The sequence below is a fragment of the Clostridium beijerinckii genome, from assembly GCF_018223745.1.
Lineage (GTDB): Bacteria > Bacillota > Clostridia > Clostridiales > Clostridiaceae > Clostridium > Clostridium beijerinckii.
Window position 1 is genome coordinate 3,450,219 of record NZ_CP073653.1, and the last position, 18,965, is coordinate 3,469,183.

17 protein-coding genes and 1 tRNA gene are annotated in these 18,965 nt (G+C 30.1%); 3 read left to right on the forward strand and 15 right to left on the reverse strand.

All coding sequences use genetic code 11. The features are described 5' to 3' along the window. Positions 1-10: 10 nt before the first annotated feature. Positions 11-679, forward strand: coding sequence for a potassium channel family protein (locus KEC93_RS15495; RefSeq protein WP_039773347.1), 669 nt, complete (start codon positions 11-13; stop codon positions 677-679). 106 nt (positions 680-785) lie between these two features. Here the strand turns inward: KEC93_RS15495 and nhaA are convergent, their stop codons facing one another. From nhaA to KEC93_RS15550, 11 genes are all read right to left on the reverse strand, one after another. Continuing rightward, positions 786-1,991, reverse strand: a complete 1,206-nt coding sequence (gene nhaA, locus KEC93_RS15500; protein WP_077867756.1) for a Na+/H+ antiporter NhaA — start codon at positions 1,989-1,991, stop codon at positions 786-788. Positions 1,992-2,202: 211 nt separating this feature from the next. Then, positions 2,203-4,812: a cation-translocating P-type ATPase gene (locus KEC93_RS15505; protein ID WP_077867757.1), complete on the reverse strand. Its 2,610-nt coding sequence runs from the start codon at positions 4,810-4,812 to the stop codon at positions 2,203-2,205. Between the two features lie 274 nt (positions 4,813-5,086). Beyond that, positions 5,087-6,433 (reverse strand): B12-binding domain-containing radical SAM protein, encoded by a 1,347-nt coding sequence (locus tag KEC93_RS15510; protein WP_077867758.1) that lies wholly within the window; start codon positions 6,431-6,433, stop codon positions 5,087-5,089. Between the two features lie 217 nt (positions 6,434-6,650). Then, the gene (locus KEC93_RS15515) at positions 6,651-6,866 is read right to left on the reverse strand and encodes a helix-turn-helix domain-containing protein (RefSeq protein ID WP_023975479.1); all 216 of its coding nucleotides are present in this window, start codon (positions 6,864-6,866) and stop codon (positions 6,651-6,653) included. Positions 6,867-6,922: 56 nt separating this feature from the next. Further along, positions 6,923-7,399 carry a DUF2975 domain-containing protein gene (locus KEC93_RS15520; RefSeq protein ID WP_077867759.1) on the reverse strand — a complete coding sequence of 159 codons (477 nt, stop codon included), beginning with the start codon at positions 7,397-7,399 and terminating at the stop codon, positions 6,923-6,925. 272 nt (positions 7,400-7,671) lie between these two features. Further along, positions 7,672-8,370: a LiaF transmembrane domain-containing protein gene (locus KEC93_RS15525; RefSeq protein WP_039773352.1), complete on the reverse strand. Its 699-nt coding sequence runs from the start codon at positions 8,368-8,370 to the stop codon at positions 7,672-7,674. Between the two features lie 2 nt (positions 8,371-8,372). Beyond that, positions 8,373-8,828 (reverse strand): LytTR family DNA-binding domain-containing protein, encoded by a 456-nt coding sequence (locus KEC93_RS15530; protein WP_017209231.1) that lies wholly within the window; start codon positions 8,826-8,828, stop codon positions 8,373-8,375. Between the two features lie 530 nt (positions 8,829-9,358). Then, on the reverse strand, positions 9,359-10,036 hold the full coding sequence (locus tag KEC93_RS15535; RefSeq protein WP_077867760.1) for a cell wall-binding protein: 678 nt from the start codon (positions 10,034-10,036) through the stop codon (positions 9,359-9,361). Positions 10,037-10,445: 409 nt separating this feature from the next. Then, the gene (ftsH, locus tag KEC93_RS15540; RefSeq protein WP_077867761.1) at positions 10,446-12,329 is read right to left on the reverse strand and encodes an ATP-dependent zinc metalloprotease FtsH; all 1,884 of its coding nucleotides are present in this window, start codon (positions 12,327-12,329) and stop codon (positions 10,446-10,448) included. A gap of 91 nt (positions 12,330-12,420) precedes the next feature. Then, positions 12,421-13,104 carry a zinc metallopeptidase gene (locus KEC93_RS15545; protein WP_077867762.1) on the reverse strand — a complete coding sequence of 228 codons (684 nt, stop codon included), beginning with the start codon at positions 13,102-13,104 and terminating at the stop codon, positions 12,421-12,423. 370 nt (positions 13,105-13,474) lie between these two features. Beyond that, on the reverse strand, positions 13,475-14,362 hold the full coding sequence (locus tag KEC93_RS15550; RefSeq protein ID WP_077867763.1) for a fructose bisphosphate aldolase: 888 nt from the start codon (positions 14,360-14,362) through the stop codon (positions 13,475-13,477). Between the two features lie 366 nt (positions 14,363-14,728). Between KEC93_RS15550 and KEC93_RS15555 the strand changes: the two genes are divergently transcribed. Further along, positions 14,729-15,046, forward strand: coding sequence for a hypothetical protein (locus KEC93_RS15555; protein WP_039773356.1), 318 nt, complete (start codon positions 14,729-14,731; stop codon positions 15,044-15,046). 331 nt (positions 15,047-15,377) lie between these two features. Here the strand turns inward: KEC93_RS15555 and KEC93_RS15560 are convergent, their stop codons facing one another. The 3 genes from KEC93_RS15560 to KEC93_RS15570 form a co-directional block, all read right to left on the reverse strand. Then, complete coding sequence (locus KEC93_RS15560) at positions 15,378-15,995, reverse strand: DUF5105 domain-containing protein (RefSeq protein ID WP_039773357.1); 618 nt, start codon at positions 15,993-15,995, stop codon at positions 15,378-15,380. 248 nt (positions 15,996-16,243) lie between these two features. Then, positions 16,244-16,328, reverse strand: a tRNA-Ser gene (locus KEC93_RS15565). Between the two features lie 13 nt (positions 16,329-16,341). Continuing rightward, positions 16,342-16,512 carry a Spo0E family sporulation regulatory protein-aspartic acid phosphatase gene (locus KEC93_RS15570; RefSeq protein ID WP_023975495.1) on the reverse strand — a complete coding sequence of 57 codons (171 nt, stop codon included), beginning with the start codon at positions 16,510-16,512 and terminating at the stop codon, positions 16,342-16,344. Between the two features lie 292 nt (positions 16,513-16,804). On the opposite strand from KEC93_RS15570, the gene KEC93_RS15575 reads away from it, so the two are divergent. Further along, entirely contained in the window at positions 16,805-16,945 is a 141-nt protein-coding gene (locus KEC93_RS15575) for a hypothetical protein (RefSeq protein WP_155715502.1), read from the forward strand. Positions 16,946-17,144: 199 nt separating this feature from the next. On the opposite strand, the gene KEC93_RS15580 is transcribed toward KEC93_RS15575, so the two are convergent. Then, entirely contained in the window at positions 17,145-18,866 is a 1,722-nt protein-coding gene (locus KEC93_RS15580; RefSeq protein ID WP_039773358.1) for a methyl-accepting chemotaxis protein, read from the reverse strand. Positions 18,867-18,965 lie beyond the last annotated feature (99 nt).

Below are 18,965 nucleotides of genomic sequence, written 5' to 3' on the forward strand. Positions count from 1 at the left end.
AGGTCATAACTTGAAAAATAAGCATTTTGTTATAATTGGACTTGGAAGATTTGGCACTTCAATAGCTACAACATTATATAATTTAGGTCAACATGTATTGGCTATTGATATTAATGAAGATAGAATTCAAGAAATCGCAGATAATGTTACTCATGCTATTCAATTGGATGCAACCGATGAAAATGTATTAAAAACTTTAGGTCTTAGAAACTTTGATGTAGCAATAGTAACAATTGGAACTAATATTCAAGCTAGTACTATGGTAACCCTATTAGTTAAAGAAATGGGAGTTAAATATATAGTAGGAAAAGCTACTAGTGACTTACATGCTAAAATTCTATATAAGATTGGAGCAGACAGAGTCATTTTACCTGAACAAGATATGGGAATTAGAGTAGCTCATCATTTGGTATCTTCTAATATACTAGACTATATAGAGCTGCCTTCAGACTATAGCATGATAGAGCTTGAACCACTGGATGAATGGCTTAACAAATCTATAAGAGATATTGAGATAAGAGGTAAATATGGTATAAATATAGTTGCAATAAAAAATGACAAAAGCATAGATGTTTCTCCTTCTGCAAATTATATTATTAAACGTACAGATATTTTAGTAGCTCTTGGCTCCAATAAAGACCTAAATAAGTTTGAAACCTTGATTGGTAAAAAAAATTAATTTTTATGTTTATTTAAAATAGAAACAATTTAAGTGAAACAATAGCTTCAATTTTGTAATAAAGAATCTTATCTGAAGCTTAAGTTTCACTTTATTTTAATGTAATTTAATTTGTAATCTTCTCCTCTTTATAGTTATCCTTTAAGTTTATTAATTTAAAAATTATTGCACCAAATATAGCAGATAAGATTGAAACAATCATAACACTCATCTTAGCCAAAGATAATGTCCCTTCATCAGTAAATGATAAAGAAGATATAAATAACGACATCGTGAATCCAATGCCTGCAAGAATACTCGCACCATATAAATGTCTTTTAGTCACATTAGATGGTAACTCAGCCCACTTTAATTTTACTAAAATATACGAAATCCCAAATATTCCAACTTGTTTACCAACAAAAAGCCCAGCTATAATTCCTAGACTAACTGGTGAAAATATTATATTTGATAAACTATCCACACTAATCACCACGCCAGAATTTGCAATGGAGAATATCGGCATAATAATAAAGCTGGATACAGGTGTTAACGCATGTTCAAATTTATATAAAACTGATGTTTTAAACTCGTTAACATTTTTTCCCGTAGGTAATGCTATCCCAAGTAAAACTCCAGCAATTGTTGCATGTATACCTGATTTCAAAATAAAAATCCATAAGACTAACCCCATAATAATGTAAAATGATTTATATTTAACTTGTAATTTATTAGCTATTAGAAGTATTACAAAAATTATCAAGCCTATGGCAAGTGAAAGCCATGAAATTTGATTGCTATAGAATATCGCTATTACTATAATAGCTCCTAGATCATCAACTATTGCTAACGCTGTAAGAAAAACTACTATTCCTTTTGGTGCATTTTTAGCTACTAACGAAAGAATGCCTAACGCAAATGCAATGTCTGTTGCCATTGGTATTCCCCATCCGGAAATTGTCACTGCTTTATAATTAACTAAAGCGTATATAATTGCTGGTACAATCATCCCTCCTACTGCCGCTGATATTGGAAGTATTGTCTTATTAAAAGATTTAAGTTCTCCAAACACAACTTCCCTCTTTATCTCCATACCAACAACTAAGAAGAATATAGCCATTAATCCATCATTGATCCAATGAAGAACTGACATCGACAAAGAAAGATTCATATATCCTATGGCTATATAAGTATGTAATGTATTCTCATATATTGACGCAAATTTAGAATTTGCGATTATCATTGCCAAAAGTGCAGAAATTAATAATATTATGCCACTTGAAGATTCATTTTTAAAAAAGTATATAAATGGATTTAAAATTTTATTCTTCATACTTGCTTTTCCACCTTTCTATCTTATATATAACCTAAAACGAAAACTTAATGCATTAATATTTAATGCATCAATATGCAAGGCATATTCCTAATTATAAAAAAGATGAGAATACTCTAAATTAGAGCTTCCCACCACCTAAACTAATTGATTGAATATAAATAATAATATCTTAGATATCCAAAACAGTTAAACTATAAATTTAACATTTTTATGCTTTATCTCTAACAAATAATAATTTATAAATTTGAACTATAATAAGTGGGATAACTGATAATCCATAAATATAACTAAATTCCATTGAATTTAATGCACTAACTTCAAAGATTCCACTTAAAGGTCTAAAAGTCAGAACTAATAGTAATAGCAAATAGCCAATTATTGCTGCAATCCATATAGTTTTGTTTGTAAATAATCCTATTTTAAAAATCGATTCTTTAGATCTACAATTAAATCCATGAAGCAGCCTTGATAAACATAAAGTTGCAAAAGCCATTGTACTTGCAACCTCAGCACCACCTGTATATAATCCTATGTGAAAAGCCGCCATAGTAACTATTGCAATAAGCAACCCTTCCATTATAACTTCAATTGCAAAAGATTTATTAAGTATTGGAACATTTATATTTCTTGGTTTTTCTTTCATTATGTTCTCATTATGAGGCTCAAGTCCTATTGCTATTGCTGGTAAGCTATCTGTAACCAAATTAATAAACAATAGGTGAACTGCTGCAAAAGGTATTGGTAATGCTCCTATTGACGCATACAATACTGATAATATTCCTGCAGTATTACCTGATAAGAGAAATTTAATTGAATTTTTAATATTTGCATATATGCTTCTCCCATTTGAGATAGATTTTACTATAGTTGAAAAATTGTCATCAGCAAGTACAATTGAAGCAGCATCTTTAGCAACTTCTGTCCCCGTTATTCCCATTGCAATTCCTATATCCGCCTGCTTTAAAGCTGGGGCATCATTTACACCATCTCCGGTCATTGCAACAATATTTCCTTTTTCCTGCCATGCTCTTACTATTCTGATTTTATGTTCTGGAGATACTCTAGCATAAACTGAAATCTTATCTACTTTGTTTTTTAACTCTTCATCACTAATTTTCTCCAATTCAAAGCCTTCCATTGCCTCTGATTCATCTTTAAGTATTCCTATTTGCTTAGCTATAGCAGATGCAGTAATTTTATGATCACCAGTTATCATTACAGGTTTTATTCCTGCTTTAATGCATTTTTCAACAGCTTCTTTCGATTCATTTCTTGGTGGGTCCATCATAGCTATAAGACCAACAAATATTAAATCATATTCATCTTCAAAAGTAATTTCTTTTCCTTCTGAAATCTCCTTATAAGCAAAAGACAAAACTCTAAGCCCATCCATTGAAAATTTTCTATTTATCTCTTCAATTTCTTTTTTGTGCTCTTCTGTAAAATCCATTATTCCTTCTGAAGTTTCAACTTTTACTGTTCTTGATAAAAGTACATCTAATGCACCTTTAGTTAACATTATGTATTTATCATTAAACTGGTGAATAGTACTCATTAATTTTCTATCTGAATCAAAAGGTACTTCTCCAAGTCTTGGATATTGATCTCTTATGATCAATTCATCTAGTTCATATACTTCACCTAGATTAACTAATGCAACTTCAGTTGGATCACCAATTTCCTTATTTTCTACTGTAACAGCATCATTACACAATAATGCCATTAAAACTAAATTTTTCTCTAAAGTCTTATCATGATCCAAACTATCATGATCAAGTACTTTACCATCAACAAAAACTTTCTGTACTGTCATTTTGTTTTGTGTTAAAGTCCCTGTTTTATCTGAACATATAACCGATATACTTCCAAGACTTTCAACAGCATGAAGTTTTCTTACAATTGCATTTTTCTTAGCCATCTTTTGAGTTCCAAGTGCAAGAACAATTGTTACTATTGAACTTAGCGCTTCTGGTATAGCTGCCACCGCTAAAGATACTGCAAACATAAAAGAATCTATAATATTACGCCCTCTAAATATATCTAAACCAAAAATAATTGCTGAAATTATTAAAATGACAAAAGCAAGTTTTTTACCGAAGTTATCTAAACCAACTTGAAGCGGTGTTTTCTTTTCCTTTGCACTTTCTAACAAGTTCGCTATTTTCCCAATTTCGGTATTCATCCCTATACTTGTAACTAAAACAACTCCTCTTCCGTAAGTTACAAAGCTTCCGGAAAATACCATGTTTTTTCTGTCACCAATAGATACATCATCTTTATTTATTACATCTATAAATTTTAAAACACTTTCTGACTCACCTGTTAAAGAACTCTCATTCACTTGAAGACTAAAACTTTCAAGAATTCTACCATCTGCACTAACATAATCTCCAGCATCAAGATATAAAATATCTCCTACTAAAAGTTCTCTTGAAGGAATCTCAATCTTTTGACCATTTCTAAAAACCTTTGCTACAGGTGATGAAAGGGCCTTAAGTCCCTTTAATGATTGTTCTGCTTTAATATGTTGTATTGTGCCAAGTATTGAATTGATAATAACTACAACCATTATAACAATGGTACTTTCAAGCTTTCCAAGAAAAGCTGAAATGATTGCTGCTCCTAATAATATAATTACTAAAAAGTCCTTAAACTGCTCAAGAAAAACCCGAAATGGACTTTTCCTTGCTGCTTCCTCTAATTCATTAAAACCATATTTCTCTCGTCTTTTTGTAATTTCTTCATCATTTAAGCCATTTCTAGTAACTCCTAACATTTCCAGTGACTCTTCTGGCGTTTTCTCATAATACCCTCTCATAAACTGTCCTCCTTAAACCTTAAATATTTTTCGTTTTTTCATTACTTATATAGACTCCCTTCTAATTATTTGATTTTCTATTTATTAATTTATTATAAATTAATAAAAATATACTTAAAAAAATGATAATAAAAACAAAAAATATTACATTATTTATTCATCATATGAACTTACTCTAATTATAACTTATAAAATATCATGTTAAAACAATTATAAAGTTACAAATTACTACACGTGCAATAAAGTAAAGGCATTTACTTTCAAAGTTTGCCACTTACTTTATTCTATAAGCAACCCATCTTGATAACCTTCCTATAACTTCAAATGAAACTATGTTACATACCAACTCAGTTAGCTTTCCAAACTTCCTATAAAGCAAATTAAAAGCTAAAAATGGAATCCATTGTTTTTTAGATTTAGGAAGTCTCTTAATTATATTCTTAAGCGTATACACTTCTTTATATATCCATAGATAGCCGTCATATAATTCTTCTGCTGTCATATTCTTTGGTTTGTATACAACATGGGAAGTATTATAATTAGATAAATTATGATCTACTATTCTATTTTCCTTTAATAATGATGCGTATAACTTTGTGCCTGGATAAGGAGTCATTATATGAGACGTTACTGTCTCTATTTTATTTTTAACTATCCACTCTAATGTACTCTTAAATATTTCTGCATCATCTTCATCTAATCCAAAAACAAAGCTTGCATTTATCATTATCCCTCTTTTATGAATTTCATCAACAAGCTTCTCATATCTACTTACACTGTTTTGAGTTTTATGTACGCTCTCTATTGACTTACTATTTATACTTTCAAACCCTATAAAAAGGCTTTGACATCCTGATTCTTTCATCTCATCTAATACATCAGGCATGTCCACTATATTAGACGTAACTGCTGCATTCCATTTCAACTTTAGAGGTTTCATTTCTTTTAATAATTCCTTAGTCCATTTGGGATTTCCAATAAAATTATCATCAATAAACATAATATGTTTTGTTTTTAGTACTTTAATGTCTTCAATTACATCCTCTATAGGCCTATTAATATAAGTTTTAATGGAATTAGTGCAGCTATTATAGCAAAAATCACATTTAAAAGGGCATCCTCTGCTTGTACTGATTATATTAGTATATAAATATTTCTTATTATCTATCATGCCATAATCAGGAGATACTATTTCATTTCCATTAATATTTTCCATATCATAATATATTTTTTTAATTGAATTATTTTCTATATCCTTAAGAACCTTCTTCCAAACCCTCTCAGCCATTCCTATAATTATTGCATCAAAGCTGTTTGCAGCTCCTTCTGGATCTGCTGTTATATGTATACCTCCTGCAATTACTTTTACTCCACGTTTTTGGAATTCCTTTGATATTTCTGCCGCCCTATTCATAACATCTACAGTAACAGTTATTGCAACTAAATCAACATCTTCATCAAAATCTATCTTATCAACATTTTCATTTTCAATAATAATCTCATGTTCTTTAGGCGTAAGATTTGCTATTGTGAGTAGAGCTAATGAAGGAGACATTCTTGTCTTTAATTTTGTATCCATAGGCCTTGGAAGCATTGCAGGTTGAATTAACTTAATCTTCATAGTATTTCCCCTCAAATTATTATTTTGAAATTATTAATTTCAAAGTATTATGCTTATTGGCTAAAATTATCATTCTTAACATATTGAACATAAACTATTATTAGAATAAAATATGTAATCTTACTCATACTCTATAGAACTCTGCTAAAAAAGAATCTACAAATTATAAATTATCTTTCTTTTACAAGATGAAAACCTAGTTATATTTATCTTATTTTTAAGTATCCACATCACTTCTATACTCTAATATATCGCCTGGCTGACAATCTAGGGCTTTGCATATTGCCTCTAAAGTTGAAAATCTAATAGCTTTTGCCTTGCCATTTTTGAGTATAGAAAGATTAGCCATTGTTATTCCAACTCTCTCAGTAAGCTCCGTCACACTCATTTTTCTTTTAGCTAGCATAACATCAATATTAATTATAATCGCCATATTATTTTCCTCCTGCATTCTTCATTCTGTACATTAAGATTATTAATCTTTACGCCTTACACTGTTAAATCATTTTCTGATTTTATGTCTATGGCTTCTTTTAAGAGCCTTTGAAGAACAGCAGAGAAAACTGCGATTACCAATGAAGCAAAAATAGGTGTCATTCCAATTATTATTAAACCTGGAGCATCGTCTTTCTCTGCTAACAAGTAAACAAATGGAATTACTACCACATATAATGCAGATATTATAACTGCAGAGTATTTTATATTCTTTAAAGCCTTTACAGATAACTCAGAAAACGCTACATTTTTATCAATATACCTTAAAAGTTTTAAGGCCTGATATAATGCAGCAAAGAACGGCACAACTGATACAAGCACACCTGCTAAAATTGGATATATCATATTTGCATAGTCTGGATTTATTGGATTATTAGTCAATCGAAATGCCCCAAATATACATAAAGCAAGAACTGGAACTCCGATAAGAATAACAGCTATCTTTAAAAAAATCGTTGAATATCGTTTCATAAAAAGCACCTCACTTTTAAATTCTATATATAAGATATCACATCTTTTATCGTTTATCAATAAATTTTTATTATATTTCATATATTATTTATTTTTAGACAAGAATATATTGATTAATTGTGTTAGTTTAAAAACGAGATAAAAAATCCTGATAGCAGATTTGGACACAAAAAAGAACTAAATACTTTGTGAATGCTTTGCCTTCCTGTGCAATCATAAAAAAAGTGCTATATCTCATGATATTTAGCACTTTTTCTATAACATTTTCTCATTTATATATAAATTATTTCTACTCCCGAAAAACTAACATCTCCAACTAATGTTAATGTATTTGTCGATCTCTCATTGTTCCTATTTTTTTCATCAACAGAACCTAAAAATACATTAGTCTTATTATCAACCTTCCAAGTTCTTGGTATATATAACTCTACTCCTGAAAAAGAAGCATTAACTCTTACTATAGCATTTTCGCTACTCATAACTGCATTATCAAAATACACCTTCATAGCTCCAAATGAGCAGTTAAGATCAGCTTGTTCAAATTCATTTGTATTTATATATTTAATACAAGCTCCAAATGAATTTCTAAATATAATATTACCTTCATCTTCTATGTCAATTTTTTCAAATTTATAATCCTCATGAACATGACTATGATGAATCCAGTTAACATGTTTATGAAAAATCATGGAAAGGCCGATACTACCAAATAGTGCTGCCATAAGCACGGTCCAAGGGGTAATAGCTGTAATTCCTAATTGTCTAGCATAGATTATACAAATAAATGCAATTGGGAATAGAATACCTGAAAAGTTAAGATGAGGTATACTTTTTGCTATGATCACTACTAAGAAAACTGTTAATATTAAACTAAATGCATTTATATCTGGGAAGTATCCAAGTTTACTTATAACCATAAAGATACCTGCTAGTATAAATAAAATTCCCCAGAAGACTCTTTCTTTTTTCATCATTATTTCCTCTTTTCTAATAATTTAATTTTTAATGGCTTGTAATAATATCTTGAGACATACACCTGTTTGTGAGTATTTTGAAATTCAACTCTGCTTGATGATGATATACTTTTTGTTATGGAGTAAATATGATTTGTATTTAGTATTGTTGATTTTGAAACTCTCATAAAATATCCTGGCAATAATTCCTCGAGTTCATATAGCTTATACTTTACGTTATATATATTATTAATGGTATGTGCACAAATACCGCTTTCTTCAGTTTCAAAAAACAAAATTTCTTCCAGTGAAAGATAATACTCTGTTTCTCCTTTGTAAAAGGTTATATGCTTTTTTTGCGATAGCAGCTCACCAAGCACAATTTGAATATTTCTAACCTCTTCATTTAATTCATTACATTTAATAATAACTTCATTTTCTTTAATTTCATTATCAAGTTCAACCCGTATTTTCATATTTTCACTCCCCACATCTTTATTATATTTGCTGACTTTTACGTTGTAAACACGATAGCAGTAAGTGGTTAGTTATCACTTGTAAGTGGTACATTTTTATATACTTTTTGCATGATCTTTGATTTTTCTAAATCTTCACGTATTTTTTATCTATAATAATCTTTAGAAAAAATAACTCTTTTATACTTTTTCTTCTTAATTTTCATAAAAACTATCGTTTAGGGAATTCTATATTAAGAGAATTTAAAGAGAAAGGAAGATAAAAGTTTACCCATCAGAACAACTTCCAGATATAAATGAAGTTTTACAGGTTTTATCTAATAACCAATAACATATTAATGGAATGATTAAATGACTTGCTTATGATTTAATAATTTTGTAATTGCATTTATAATTCATGCTTAGCATATTTTCTAAGCATGAATTATAAAATTGCACATACTAAAAAATCCAAGGCCAATGAACCTTGGATTTTCATAATATAAATATATCTATAAACTTTTTAATGAAAAAATCAACTTTACTTAAAATTATTTATCTTTGTCTAAATTACGCCAATTACCATCATATCCATTGCTATCAAGCCACTTATAAGTTTTTACTATTTCATTATTCTTTATTTGATATATTGAAAGTCCTCCTTGATGTGGCACGCAATATACATTTTTACTTGTCTTACCAACCATGTATCCACAGTATTCATCATTATAAGAGCCTGTAAGGCTAAACACATATACATCCTCTACTGGTAGATTCCATTTATCGTTAGCTATGAACTTATTAATATTCCCTTCAAAATATCTTTTTGTCAGCTTAGCGCCATATGCAGCATTCATTTTTGAAATATAATTACTGTCTTCTTTTAATATTAAATTTCTTGCTTCTTCAGCTTCCTTGGATGGTTTAATCCAAGTTCCATCTTCATCTAGTTCATATCCATCAATTACAGTACCATGTGCCATAGCTCCATCTTGATAAAAATAATGCCAAGTCTCATAATAATTATCTTGCACCCATCCAGTTTTCATATATCCATTTGAATCAAAATAATACGTCTTTCCATTAATGTCTCTCCATCCCTTAGCATATGAATTTCCTTCTGAGTACCACCATCCACTATTATCTTGTCTCCATTCAGCACTAGCTCCAGTTGGACTTAAAACTAATACTGAAATTACCACTAAAGCGCCAGATATTAACTTTCTCATTTTATTTCCCCCATATTTTTTCATAACATGATTTTATGTTATTTATTATATTTATAAAATATTACTAATCATATCTTATGAATATTGAATGAAATTTATGAGCTTAAACTGGTTATTAAATAATTATCATCACCTTGCTTTAATTTCACATACCTTTCTCTAAGATTGGCATTATTCCAGCATATTCTTAAGAATATATATGGTTTAGAATATATATTCTAGTATTCTTCAGAATAAATATTCTAATATTCTGAAGAATATTTATTTTTTGCAACATAATATATGTTCCAATTCACAATGCACATTTCACAATTACGGCTAAAATTCTTGCAATATTTTTAAGATCATGATAAAGAATTATTTTTGTAATATATATTATAAAAATTTTTATCAAGAAACTTTCTTAGCTTTAAACGTTAACCGGCTCGTCTATTTGGATTGAGTTCAGAATTTTCATAAATTCATCACCCATTATGGTTTCCTTGAAAATTAGATGCGATGATATTTTGCCCAAAGCTTCCATATTAGCCTTTAGGAGATTTTTTGCCTTTTCGTAGGATTCATTGATTATATTCATAACCTCACGGTCAACTTCAGCAGATATTTCATCTGAACAATTCCTTACTGGTCTGCCGTCAAGATATCTGTTTTGAATTGATTCAAGTCCTATCATACCAAATTTTTCTGACATTCCATACATTGTTACCATTTGTCTTGCAATACTAGTAGCTCTTTCAATATCATTTGAAGCACCTGTAGTTATTTCATTAAACACAAGATCTTCAGCTGCTCTTCCTGCAAGAAGAACAACTATCTGTTCTAGCAATTCATCTTTAGACATAAGGTACTTTTCTTCTTCCGGCATCTGCATAGTATATCCAAGTGCTCCCATTGTTCTTGGAACAATTGTAATCTTATGAACTGGCTGAGTCTTTTTCTGAAGCGCTGAAGCTAATGCATGTCCAACTTCGTGAAATGCAACAAGACTTTTCTCATTCTCAGTCATTACTCTATCCTTTTTCTCTTTACCTGCAATTACAGTTTCGACTGCCTCAAATAAATCATCCTGCCTAACCGTATCTCTCCCCATTCTTACAGCTCTTAAAGCAGCTTCATTAACCATGTTTGCAAGATCAGCACCAACAGCACCAGCAGTAGCAAGTGCTATCTCTTTTAAATTAACGCTTTCATCCATTATTATATTCTTAGAATGAACCTTTAATATATTTTCTCTTCCCTTAAGATCTGGTTTATCTACTATAACTCTACGATCAAAACGTCCAGGTCTTAATAGCGCTTTATCAAGGACTTCTGGTCTATTAGTGGCTGCAAGAATAACAACTCCCTTTGAAGAATCGAAGCCATCCATTTCAGCAAGTAACTGGTTTAAGGTCTGTTCTCTTTCATCATTTCCACTTATATTACCTTCTCTACTCTTACCTATTGCATCAATTTCATCAATAAAAATAATACATGGTGCTTGCTTTTCAGCTTGAGCAAACAAATCTCTTACTCTTGAAGCTCCAACACCTACAAACATCTCTACAAAACCTGACCCAGAAAGTGAGAAAAATGGTACCTTTGCTTCTCCTGCTACAGCTTTTGCAAGTAATGTCTTTCCTGTACCTGGAGGTCCTACTAAAAGTGCGCCTTTAGGAAGCTTAGCTCCTATCTTTGTATATCTTTCAGGTTTGTGAAGAAAATCAACTATCTCCTTAAGAGATTCTTTAGCTTCTTCCTGACCTGCTACATCTTTAAAAGATACTCCTGTAGTCTTTTCAACATATACCTTCGCATTACTTTTTCCGACGGACATAAATCCTCCTCCGCCGCCTCCAATTTTATTACTTAAAGACTTCATGAACCAATTACCTAACATATAGAATATAGCAAAAGGTATAATCCAAGAAAGTATAAAACCGATAATTGGAGACTGAGTATTTTTTACAGGGGTAGTAAACTTTACATCTGCATTATATAGTTTATCTACAAGTTGAGGATAATCTAAGTTGCCAGTATAATATAATTTTTTATTTACAACTGAAGCATCCTCATCACTTTTTGGTGTTATAACAAGCTTGTCACTATAGATCTCAACTGATTCTACTTGTTTATTATTTACCATTGTAAGAAATTCACTATAATCAATTTGTTTATGATTTGACTGAGAAATCAAATTTATAACTATGTTTATTACTAATGTAATTATAAGCGCTGCTATAATGTATTTCGGTAACTCCTTTTTATTGGGTAATCCATTTTTTTTAGGCGACTCTTTTCTATTTTGAAACATAAACTTTCCTCCTTTAATATTAGCAAATTACAACCTTAACCAAATAATCTGTATTGTATGGACTTTAACACGCTCCATGCATGATAATTTATTATTCTCTATCACTACTTCCCATGAATAAAAATATAAGGTGAAGCAAACTTGCAACAGCAGTTATTGCAGAAGCAACATAAGTCATAGCTGCTGCATTTAGCACTTTTTTTGCAGGAGCCATTTCATTAAAACTAAGTATTCCTTGGGATTCTAACTCTGATATTGCTCTTTTACTTGCATTAAATTCTACTGGTAAAGTTACAAAATAAAATGCTACCGCCCCAGTAAAAAACACTATGCCTAGTTGTGCAAGCAAAGGAATTTGAAATATTAATCCAAAAATCGCCATATATGGGCCTGCCATAGAACCTATATTTGCAATTTGTACAAGCCCACTTCTTATAGAAAGTGGTGCATATTGTACTTTATGTTGTATTGCATGTCCAGTTTCATGAGCTGCAACACCTATGGCTGCAACAGAATTGCTGTAATATACTGATTCAGATAATCTCACTACCTTTTTTCCAGGATCATAGTGATCAGTTAAGCTGCCTGCTGTGGGAACTACAGCTACATCATAAAGTCCATTTCTATCAAGAATTCTCCTTGCAACATCTGCACCAGTAAATCCTCTAGCATTGCCATAATTGCTATACTTGTCAAAAGTTCCTTTTACTTTAAATTGACAATAAAGCGAAAAAGCCAATGCCGGTAAAACTAAAATAATATAATAAATGTCCATGTTTATCCCTCCACTATCTTGATTTTATAGTTTTAATTTAACAAAAAAGACCTTTGATCTGATTCAGTAACAACTAAATCGTATCAAAGGTCTTGCTTTCCATTTGGAGTATAGAACCAGGCAGTTTTAATTGCCGGTTGTTGGCTCTATAGCTTATAAGCTACTCCCCTAAGTTATATGAAGTATATCATACCTTATTATATGGTGTCAATACATATTAATTCACAAATTTCTATTTTGTTTTAATTTTCACTACATTCCGACATTTTATAAATATAGGTAATTATTTAAGACTATGAAAAGTGTCCAAACCTCAATAAATATTCACCTAGCTTACGACATTGATTAATCATAATGCAATAATAATAAATTATTTCACTGATGCTTCATAGATTTCTTTAATTGATTTTAATATTGTTGCATTAAATTCTTCTTCAGTTTGCTGAGCAGTGAGCCCTTGAGATAAAGCTCTTGAAAAACTGGCAATTAATCCATTATTGCGTCCGAGTCTTTCGTTTGCTTCTGCTTGACTATAACCACCTGACAGAGCTACTACTCTGACAACATGTGGCTCATCTATTAAATCAATGTAGAAATTATCTTGAGTTGGTATTGAAAGTTTAAGCATCACTTTTGTTTCTTTATCAAGTTTTGATAATTGCTCTAAAATTTCAAGTTTTAAAAGTTTTTCAGATTCTTCCTTATCGGTGCTATGGATGTCAACTTCTGGTTCAATAATAGGAACAAGACCTGCTTCTACAATCTGTTTACCAATTTCAAATTGCTGATCAACTACCATTTTAATTCCTTTAGCATTTGCTTCCTTAATAACTGAGCGCATTTTTGTTCCAAAAATGTTTTTTTCTACTGCCTGCTTTAAAAGATCATCTAAATTACTTATTGGTTTCATAAGCTGAACACCATTTTCAATTTCAGTTAAGCCTTTATCAACCTTTAAGAAAGGTACAATATTTTTTTCCTTCCAAAGATAATCAGGTGTATATTGATTGTCAATAGTACGATACATTGTGTCTTCAAATAGTATAGCACCCAAAATATATTCTGAAGTAAATGCTGGACTCTTTATTATGCGCTTCCTCATTTCATGTACTTGATCAAACATTTCCTCCTCATTAGAATAACTATTTTCTTTAATCCCATACTCAAGTAACGCTTTTGGAGTACTGCCACCACTTTGATCTAAAGCTGCAATAAATCCTTTACCTGTATGTATTCGGTTCATTTGATTTTCATTCATCTAATTCTCCTCCTTCTCTTTATCTTAGATTAGAATCATGTCTTACTTTTTATTATAGTGTCTTTCTCTATTAATTATGCGTTTGCTAATATTATAAATTTAACACAATCTGCAATCACTATAAATAAAGCTCAAAGAAATAATATAAGTCCTTTGAGCTTTATTTATAAATTCACATATAGTTGATTAATTATTATCCAAACTAATGAGTAATTGAATACTTTTTTATGAATTACGCATAACTAATGTTGGAATATATTAAAATGATTAATTCTATTAAGTAAATTACTTAATTCAGCTCCTTCAAAGGAACTTATTTCACTAGTAAATTTTGCTTTAAATATACTATGGAAGGGGAAATATATTATGAAAAAATCTACTATAGTGTTTTTTATATTTTTATTATTGTCATTTACTAATTTAGCTCAAAATACCAGTGCTGCTCCCATAAGTTTAAGTCAAGGTATTTATAATGTACGAGATATTAATCTACCAATAGGTTCTACTGTGACGGCTAGAATTAATGACCCTAACGGTAGAGTTATTATCTTCGTCATTGATAATAACCAATACATGAGAGAACTTACAAGGCTAGATTCTCAATCAAACGAACAAACTCTTAAACCTTTTAACTATGGCTATTCAGTTATAATTTTTGGGAATACTCCTGTTACTTTCTCCTAAAAAACTTTCTCAATTCATATACTTTTAATTTTTTCTGCAATAGCAGCAATATAATTTCAAAACCAAAAGCATCAGTTAAACTTTCTAATCTACTGCTTTTAAATGTATTTACTCAACAGTGAATTTTATATTTATTTTACATACTCTTCTTATAAGTGCAATAGAGCATAAAAAATGCAGTCAAGTTAATGACTGCACTTAATGGGATCTAAAGTAAAAATTGAAAATAGCTCAACTTTCACAACTATATTTTATCACATTTATTTATAAATTTTAAGCAATAAATAAAGCAGTAGAAAAATTTCTTCTAACTACTGCTTTTAGTTTTACTTTATTGGGCAATTGCCTTCATTAATGTTACAACATCATCTTCACCCGGTAACCAAGCACCGCCTTTTTTAGTTAATGTTATTGTTACTGTCTGTGGTTCTTCTTTTAATATACCAGACGCCATACTGCCCCCTATAAGCTTAAAAGCTTCTGTATATATTTGTTGTTCAGTCATTGAAGGATTTTCAGTAACTTTTTTCATTATTTCACTCTGGCCATTTTCAGTGATTTTCTTCATATCAAACCCTTTTATTTTAACTTGAACTTTTGCTGTGTCCTTTTCTGTTGACGCAGAAACCACTTCATATTCCACTTTAGTTAATCCTGTAATAATATCTTTCTTAAAAGAATTTTTTATATCATCTGTTAGAATGCTTTCATCTAAACCTGAATTTCCAAAGGCCATCATCATGCCATCATCAAAGCTACTTCTAAATTCAGTATAATCTTCTTCCTTCATCCCTATCTTGTCCATATTAGTTTTATCATCTTTTAAAAGTAGATCTAAAAATATTTTAGCACTTTCTTCTGGAGTTGCTTTTGTTCCGCAACCTACTAGCATTATTGTTACCATCATAACAGCTAACAATATGGTAGAAATTCTTTTGATTTTTTTCATTATTATTCCCCCTAAAATATAGTATTTAATTTCATATAGCAATACATTAATTACCACATGGTTAATATTTTATTATATTTTCCAATTAATTTCAACATTTATTTCATATTAATTCAATACTTGGGCATATATGTAACCAGTTAAGTTAAATAATAAAGAGGCAAACTAGAAATTCTTAACTAGAGCGCCTCAATTGCTTTATTCACATTTCGCTATAAGCATATATTACAAACTATAATATAAGTTGTTGGAAAATACAGGACTCGAACCTGTGGAGCTTTTACACTCACTAGCTTAGTAAGCCAGCCCATTAAACCACTCTGACAATTTTCCATATAAGAGAATATTATTTAATTGTTCTCCTTAGCAATTCATTGTACTCATTCAGTGCAAAGTTTAATCTTCTACACACACTAATCACCTCCCTATCTAATGAATTTCCTTCATCGCCCATAATTTTGCATAAGGCTTGTCTCATTCTACTAATCATCATCTCTTTTTCTTTTAAATATTCCAAATATTTACCCTCCTTACTTTTTTTATTAGTATAACCCCTAAATAGTAAAATTTATGTATCACTTGTTACATAAATAGGTTGCGGCCAAAATATTCATATTATTTACATATATTCTATGTATAACCTCAGAACTTCAAATGTAATTACTTAATATGATGAACGCATGAAAATTATATATTTCTGGATTAATAATTCCACATCTGTTTTATAACCTAATTTTCTATTGTTCTCTGTGTATATTGTTTAACATTTCTTAAGTGTATCTAATATATTAAAAGTAAATGAGGTGTTTATGATGCCAAATAATGAAAATGAAATATTTTATATAGTTGGCGCCATACTTACTATATTAGTAAACGTGCCAGAGATTATAAGACAAATAAATATTAATTTAAAGTTCAATGAATCTATAAAGCACCATAAAATACTATGATTAGGATGCAAAAAAAGCGCTTAGAATAATTCTAAACGCTTTTTCCTTCCAAAAATTAATTCCTCTATAATTGTAATTTTGTCTTAGTTGAATACAGAAACATTTATTTCACTAGTTATATTTAATAATAAAAAGCATTCCCTCTAATTTAATATAATACTACAAAGGTATATTTTCTTATTCACAATTAATAGATATCCTATATTTTAAACTTAGCTATAATCCATCTTAACTCTTCAGACATTTGAGATAGAAGTTTACTAGATGAAGCTATCTCCTCAACAGATGCTAATTGTTCCTCAGCCGCTGCCGATATTGTTTGAGTCTCATCAGCTATATTACTACTTATGTTTTTAATATTATTTACTGAATCAACAGATTCTTTAGTTCCTACAGTTACTTCAGTGATAGAATATGATATTTCATGAATCTGACTAGATATTTCTATTATCATTTGAAGGATTTCCTTAAAACTTATTCCTGCAACATCAACGACATCTGCTCCTGTTTTAACTTCTTTTGAGTTTTCATTCATAACAGCAACTGCACTATTGGTTTTGTTTTGTACATCATTAATAATTCCAGCTATTTCTTTAGTTGCCTCTTGTGATTGTTCTGCTAACTTTCTAATTTCTTCCGCTACTACACTAAAACCTTTCCCGGCTTCCCCAGCCCTTGCAGATTCTATTGCCGCATTTAATGCTAGAAGATTTGTTTGCTCTGATATACCTTGGATTGTATCAAGTATTTGTCCAATTTTCACTGATTTCTCTTCAAGCTCGCTTATAATATGCGATGTTTCACTAGTCTTTTTCTCTATTATTTCCATTTGGTTCATTGCCTTCACTACAGCCTCTTCGCCAGCATTTGCTGATATTTTTGCCTTATCTGTTAACGATGAAACAGATTTTGTATTTTCAGATACTACATTTATCTTATTAGATATGTTTTCAACCACTTTGTTTGTACTATTAGCAAAAGAAAATTGCTCATCTGCTCCATGTGCCATTGTTGTTACTGCGGATGCAACTAGATTTGATGCATCTGCTGATTGCTCAGCACTTGCTGTAAGCTCTTCAGATGATAATACTAACTGCTCAGATGTATTTCCTAATTGTTTTATTAGTTCAATAATGTTTTTGGTCATCTTATCTATCGCATTACTTACAACACCAAATTCACTCTTATCATTAAGACTTTCTTCTTTTATCTTTACAGAAAAATCACCTTGTGATAAAGAACCCATGTATACTACAAAGTCATTTAATCTCTTTGTGATACGTTTTGTTATTAGTATTCCTAATAAAATTGCTAATATTGAAGCTATAATAACAATACTTATAAATGTTGCTGTTGCAATTTTTAAATTTGCTTTATCCTGAGCGTTTATTTTTTCAGCAATTTGTCTATTATGTTCTCCAAGTTCAACTAAATCAGCTAAGAAAGTATCAGCATATGATTCAACGTTTTTCTCATAGTATTCGTACGCTTCTTGATTTTTGTTTTCAATGGCTAAATCTAGTGCGACTTTTCTTCCTTCCCTATATTTAGCTAAATTACTATCAATCTTACTGATCTTATCAGCCTCAAAATCATCTAATTTCATTTTTTTATAAAGAGCCATATAGTTGTTAAATTCTTCAGCACGAGTATTTATATCTTTTGTTAAATTACTATTTTCATTTTTATCAGTAGTTACCATAATTCTAAAAATGTCAGCTGATATAGCCCTTGCATGCACTCTAGACTCACTAAGCCATTCACTAGATAGCAGTCTTTCACTATACATGACCTCCATACTTTTACTAGACGTTTGTAAAAAATAGTAACCGGTTATTCCAACTGCAAATAATCCTACTAAAGAGCAAATTATAAGCATCGCTAATTTTCTACCTACCTTTAAATTATTAAGCCACGTCATTTTATTGTCCCCCTTATCTTAATACTAGGATCTTAAATATAATTTCATTATTACAATATATTTATTAAAATGATTAATAAAAAATAAAAAACCAACAAA

What these genes read in the sequence shown, in the direction of transcription:
- KEC93_RS15555 (WP_039773356.1), top strand. Translation starts at nt 14,729, where the DNA reads ATGAAAAAATCTACTATAGTGTTTTTTATATTTTTATTATTGTCATTT.
- KEC93_RS15530 (WP_017209231.1), bottom strand. Translation starts at nt 8,828, where the DNA reads ATGAAAATACGGGTTGAACTTGATAATGAAATTAAAGAAAATGAAGTT.
- KEC93_RS15560 (WP_039773357.1), bottom strand. Translation starts at nt 15,995, where the DNA reads ATGAAAAAAATCAAAAGAATTTCTACCATATTGTTAGCTGTTATGATG.
- KEC93_RS15505 (WP_077867757.1), bottom strand. Translation starts at nt 4,812, where the DNA reads ATGAGAGGGTATTATGAGAAAACGCCAGAAGAGTCACTGGAAATGTTA.
- KEC93_RS15535 (WP_077867760.1), bottom strand. Translation starts at nt 10,036, where the DNA reads ATGAGAAAGTTAATATCTGGCGCTTTAGTGGTAATTTCAGTATTAGTT.
- KEC93_RS15580 (WP_039773358.1), bottom strand. Translation starts at nt 18,866, where the DNA reads ATGACGTGGCTTAATAATTTAAAGGTAGGTAGAAAATTAGCGATGCTT.
- ftsH (WP_077867761.1), bottom strand. Translation starts at nt 12,329, where the DNA reads ATGTTTCAAAATAGAAAAGAGTCGCCTAAAAAAAATGGATTACCCAAT.
- KEC93_RS15545 (WP_077867762.1), bottom strand. Translation starts at nt 13,104, where the DNA reads ATGGACATTTATTATATTATTTTAGTTTTACCGGCATTGGCTTTTTCG.
- KEC93_RS15510 (WP_077867758.1), bottom strand. Translation starts at nt 6,433, where the DNA reads ATGAAGATTAAGTTAATTCAACCTGCAATGCTTCCAAGGCCTATGGAT.
- KEC93_RS15525 (WP_039773352.1), bottom strand. Translation starts at nt 8,370, where the DNA reads ATGAAAAAAGAAAGAGTCTTCTGGGGAATTTTATTTATACTAGCAGGT.
- KEC93_RS15575 (WP_155715502.1), top strand. Translation starts at nt 16,805, where the DNA reads ATGATGCCAAATAATGAAAATGAAATATTTTATATAGTTGGCGCCATA.
- KEC93_RS15550 (WP_077867763.1), bottom strand. Translation starts at nt 14,362, where the DNA reads ATGAATGAAAATCAAATGAACCGAATACATACAGGTAAAGGATTTATT.
- nhaA (WP_077867756.1), bottom strand. Translation starts at nt 1,991, where the DNA reads ATGAAGAATAAAATTTTAAATCCATTTATATACTTTTTTAAAAATGAA.
- KEC93_RS15520 (WP_077867759.1), bottom strand. Translation starts at nt 7,399, where the DNA reads ATGAAACGATATTCAACGATTTTTTTAAAGATAGCTGTTATTCTTATC.
- KEC93_RS15515 (WP_023975479.1), bottom strand. Translation starts at nt 6,866, where the DNA reads ATGGCGATTATAATTAATATTGATGTTATGCTAGCTAAAAGAAAAATG.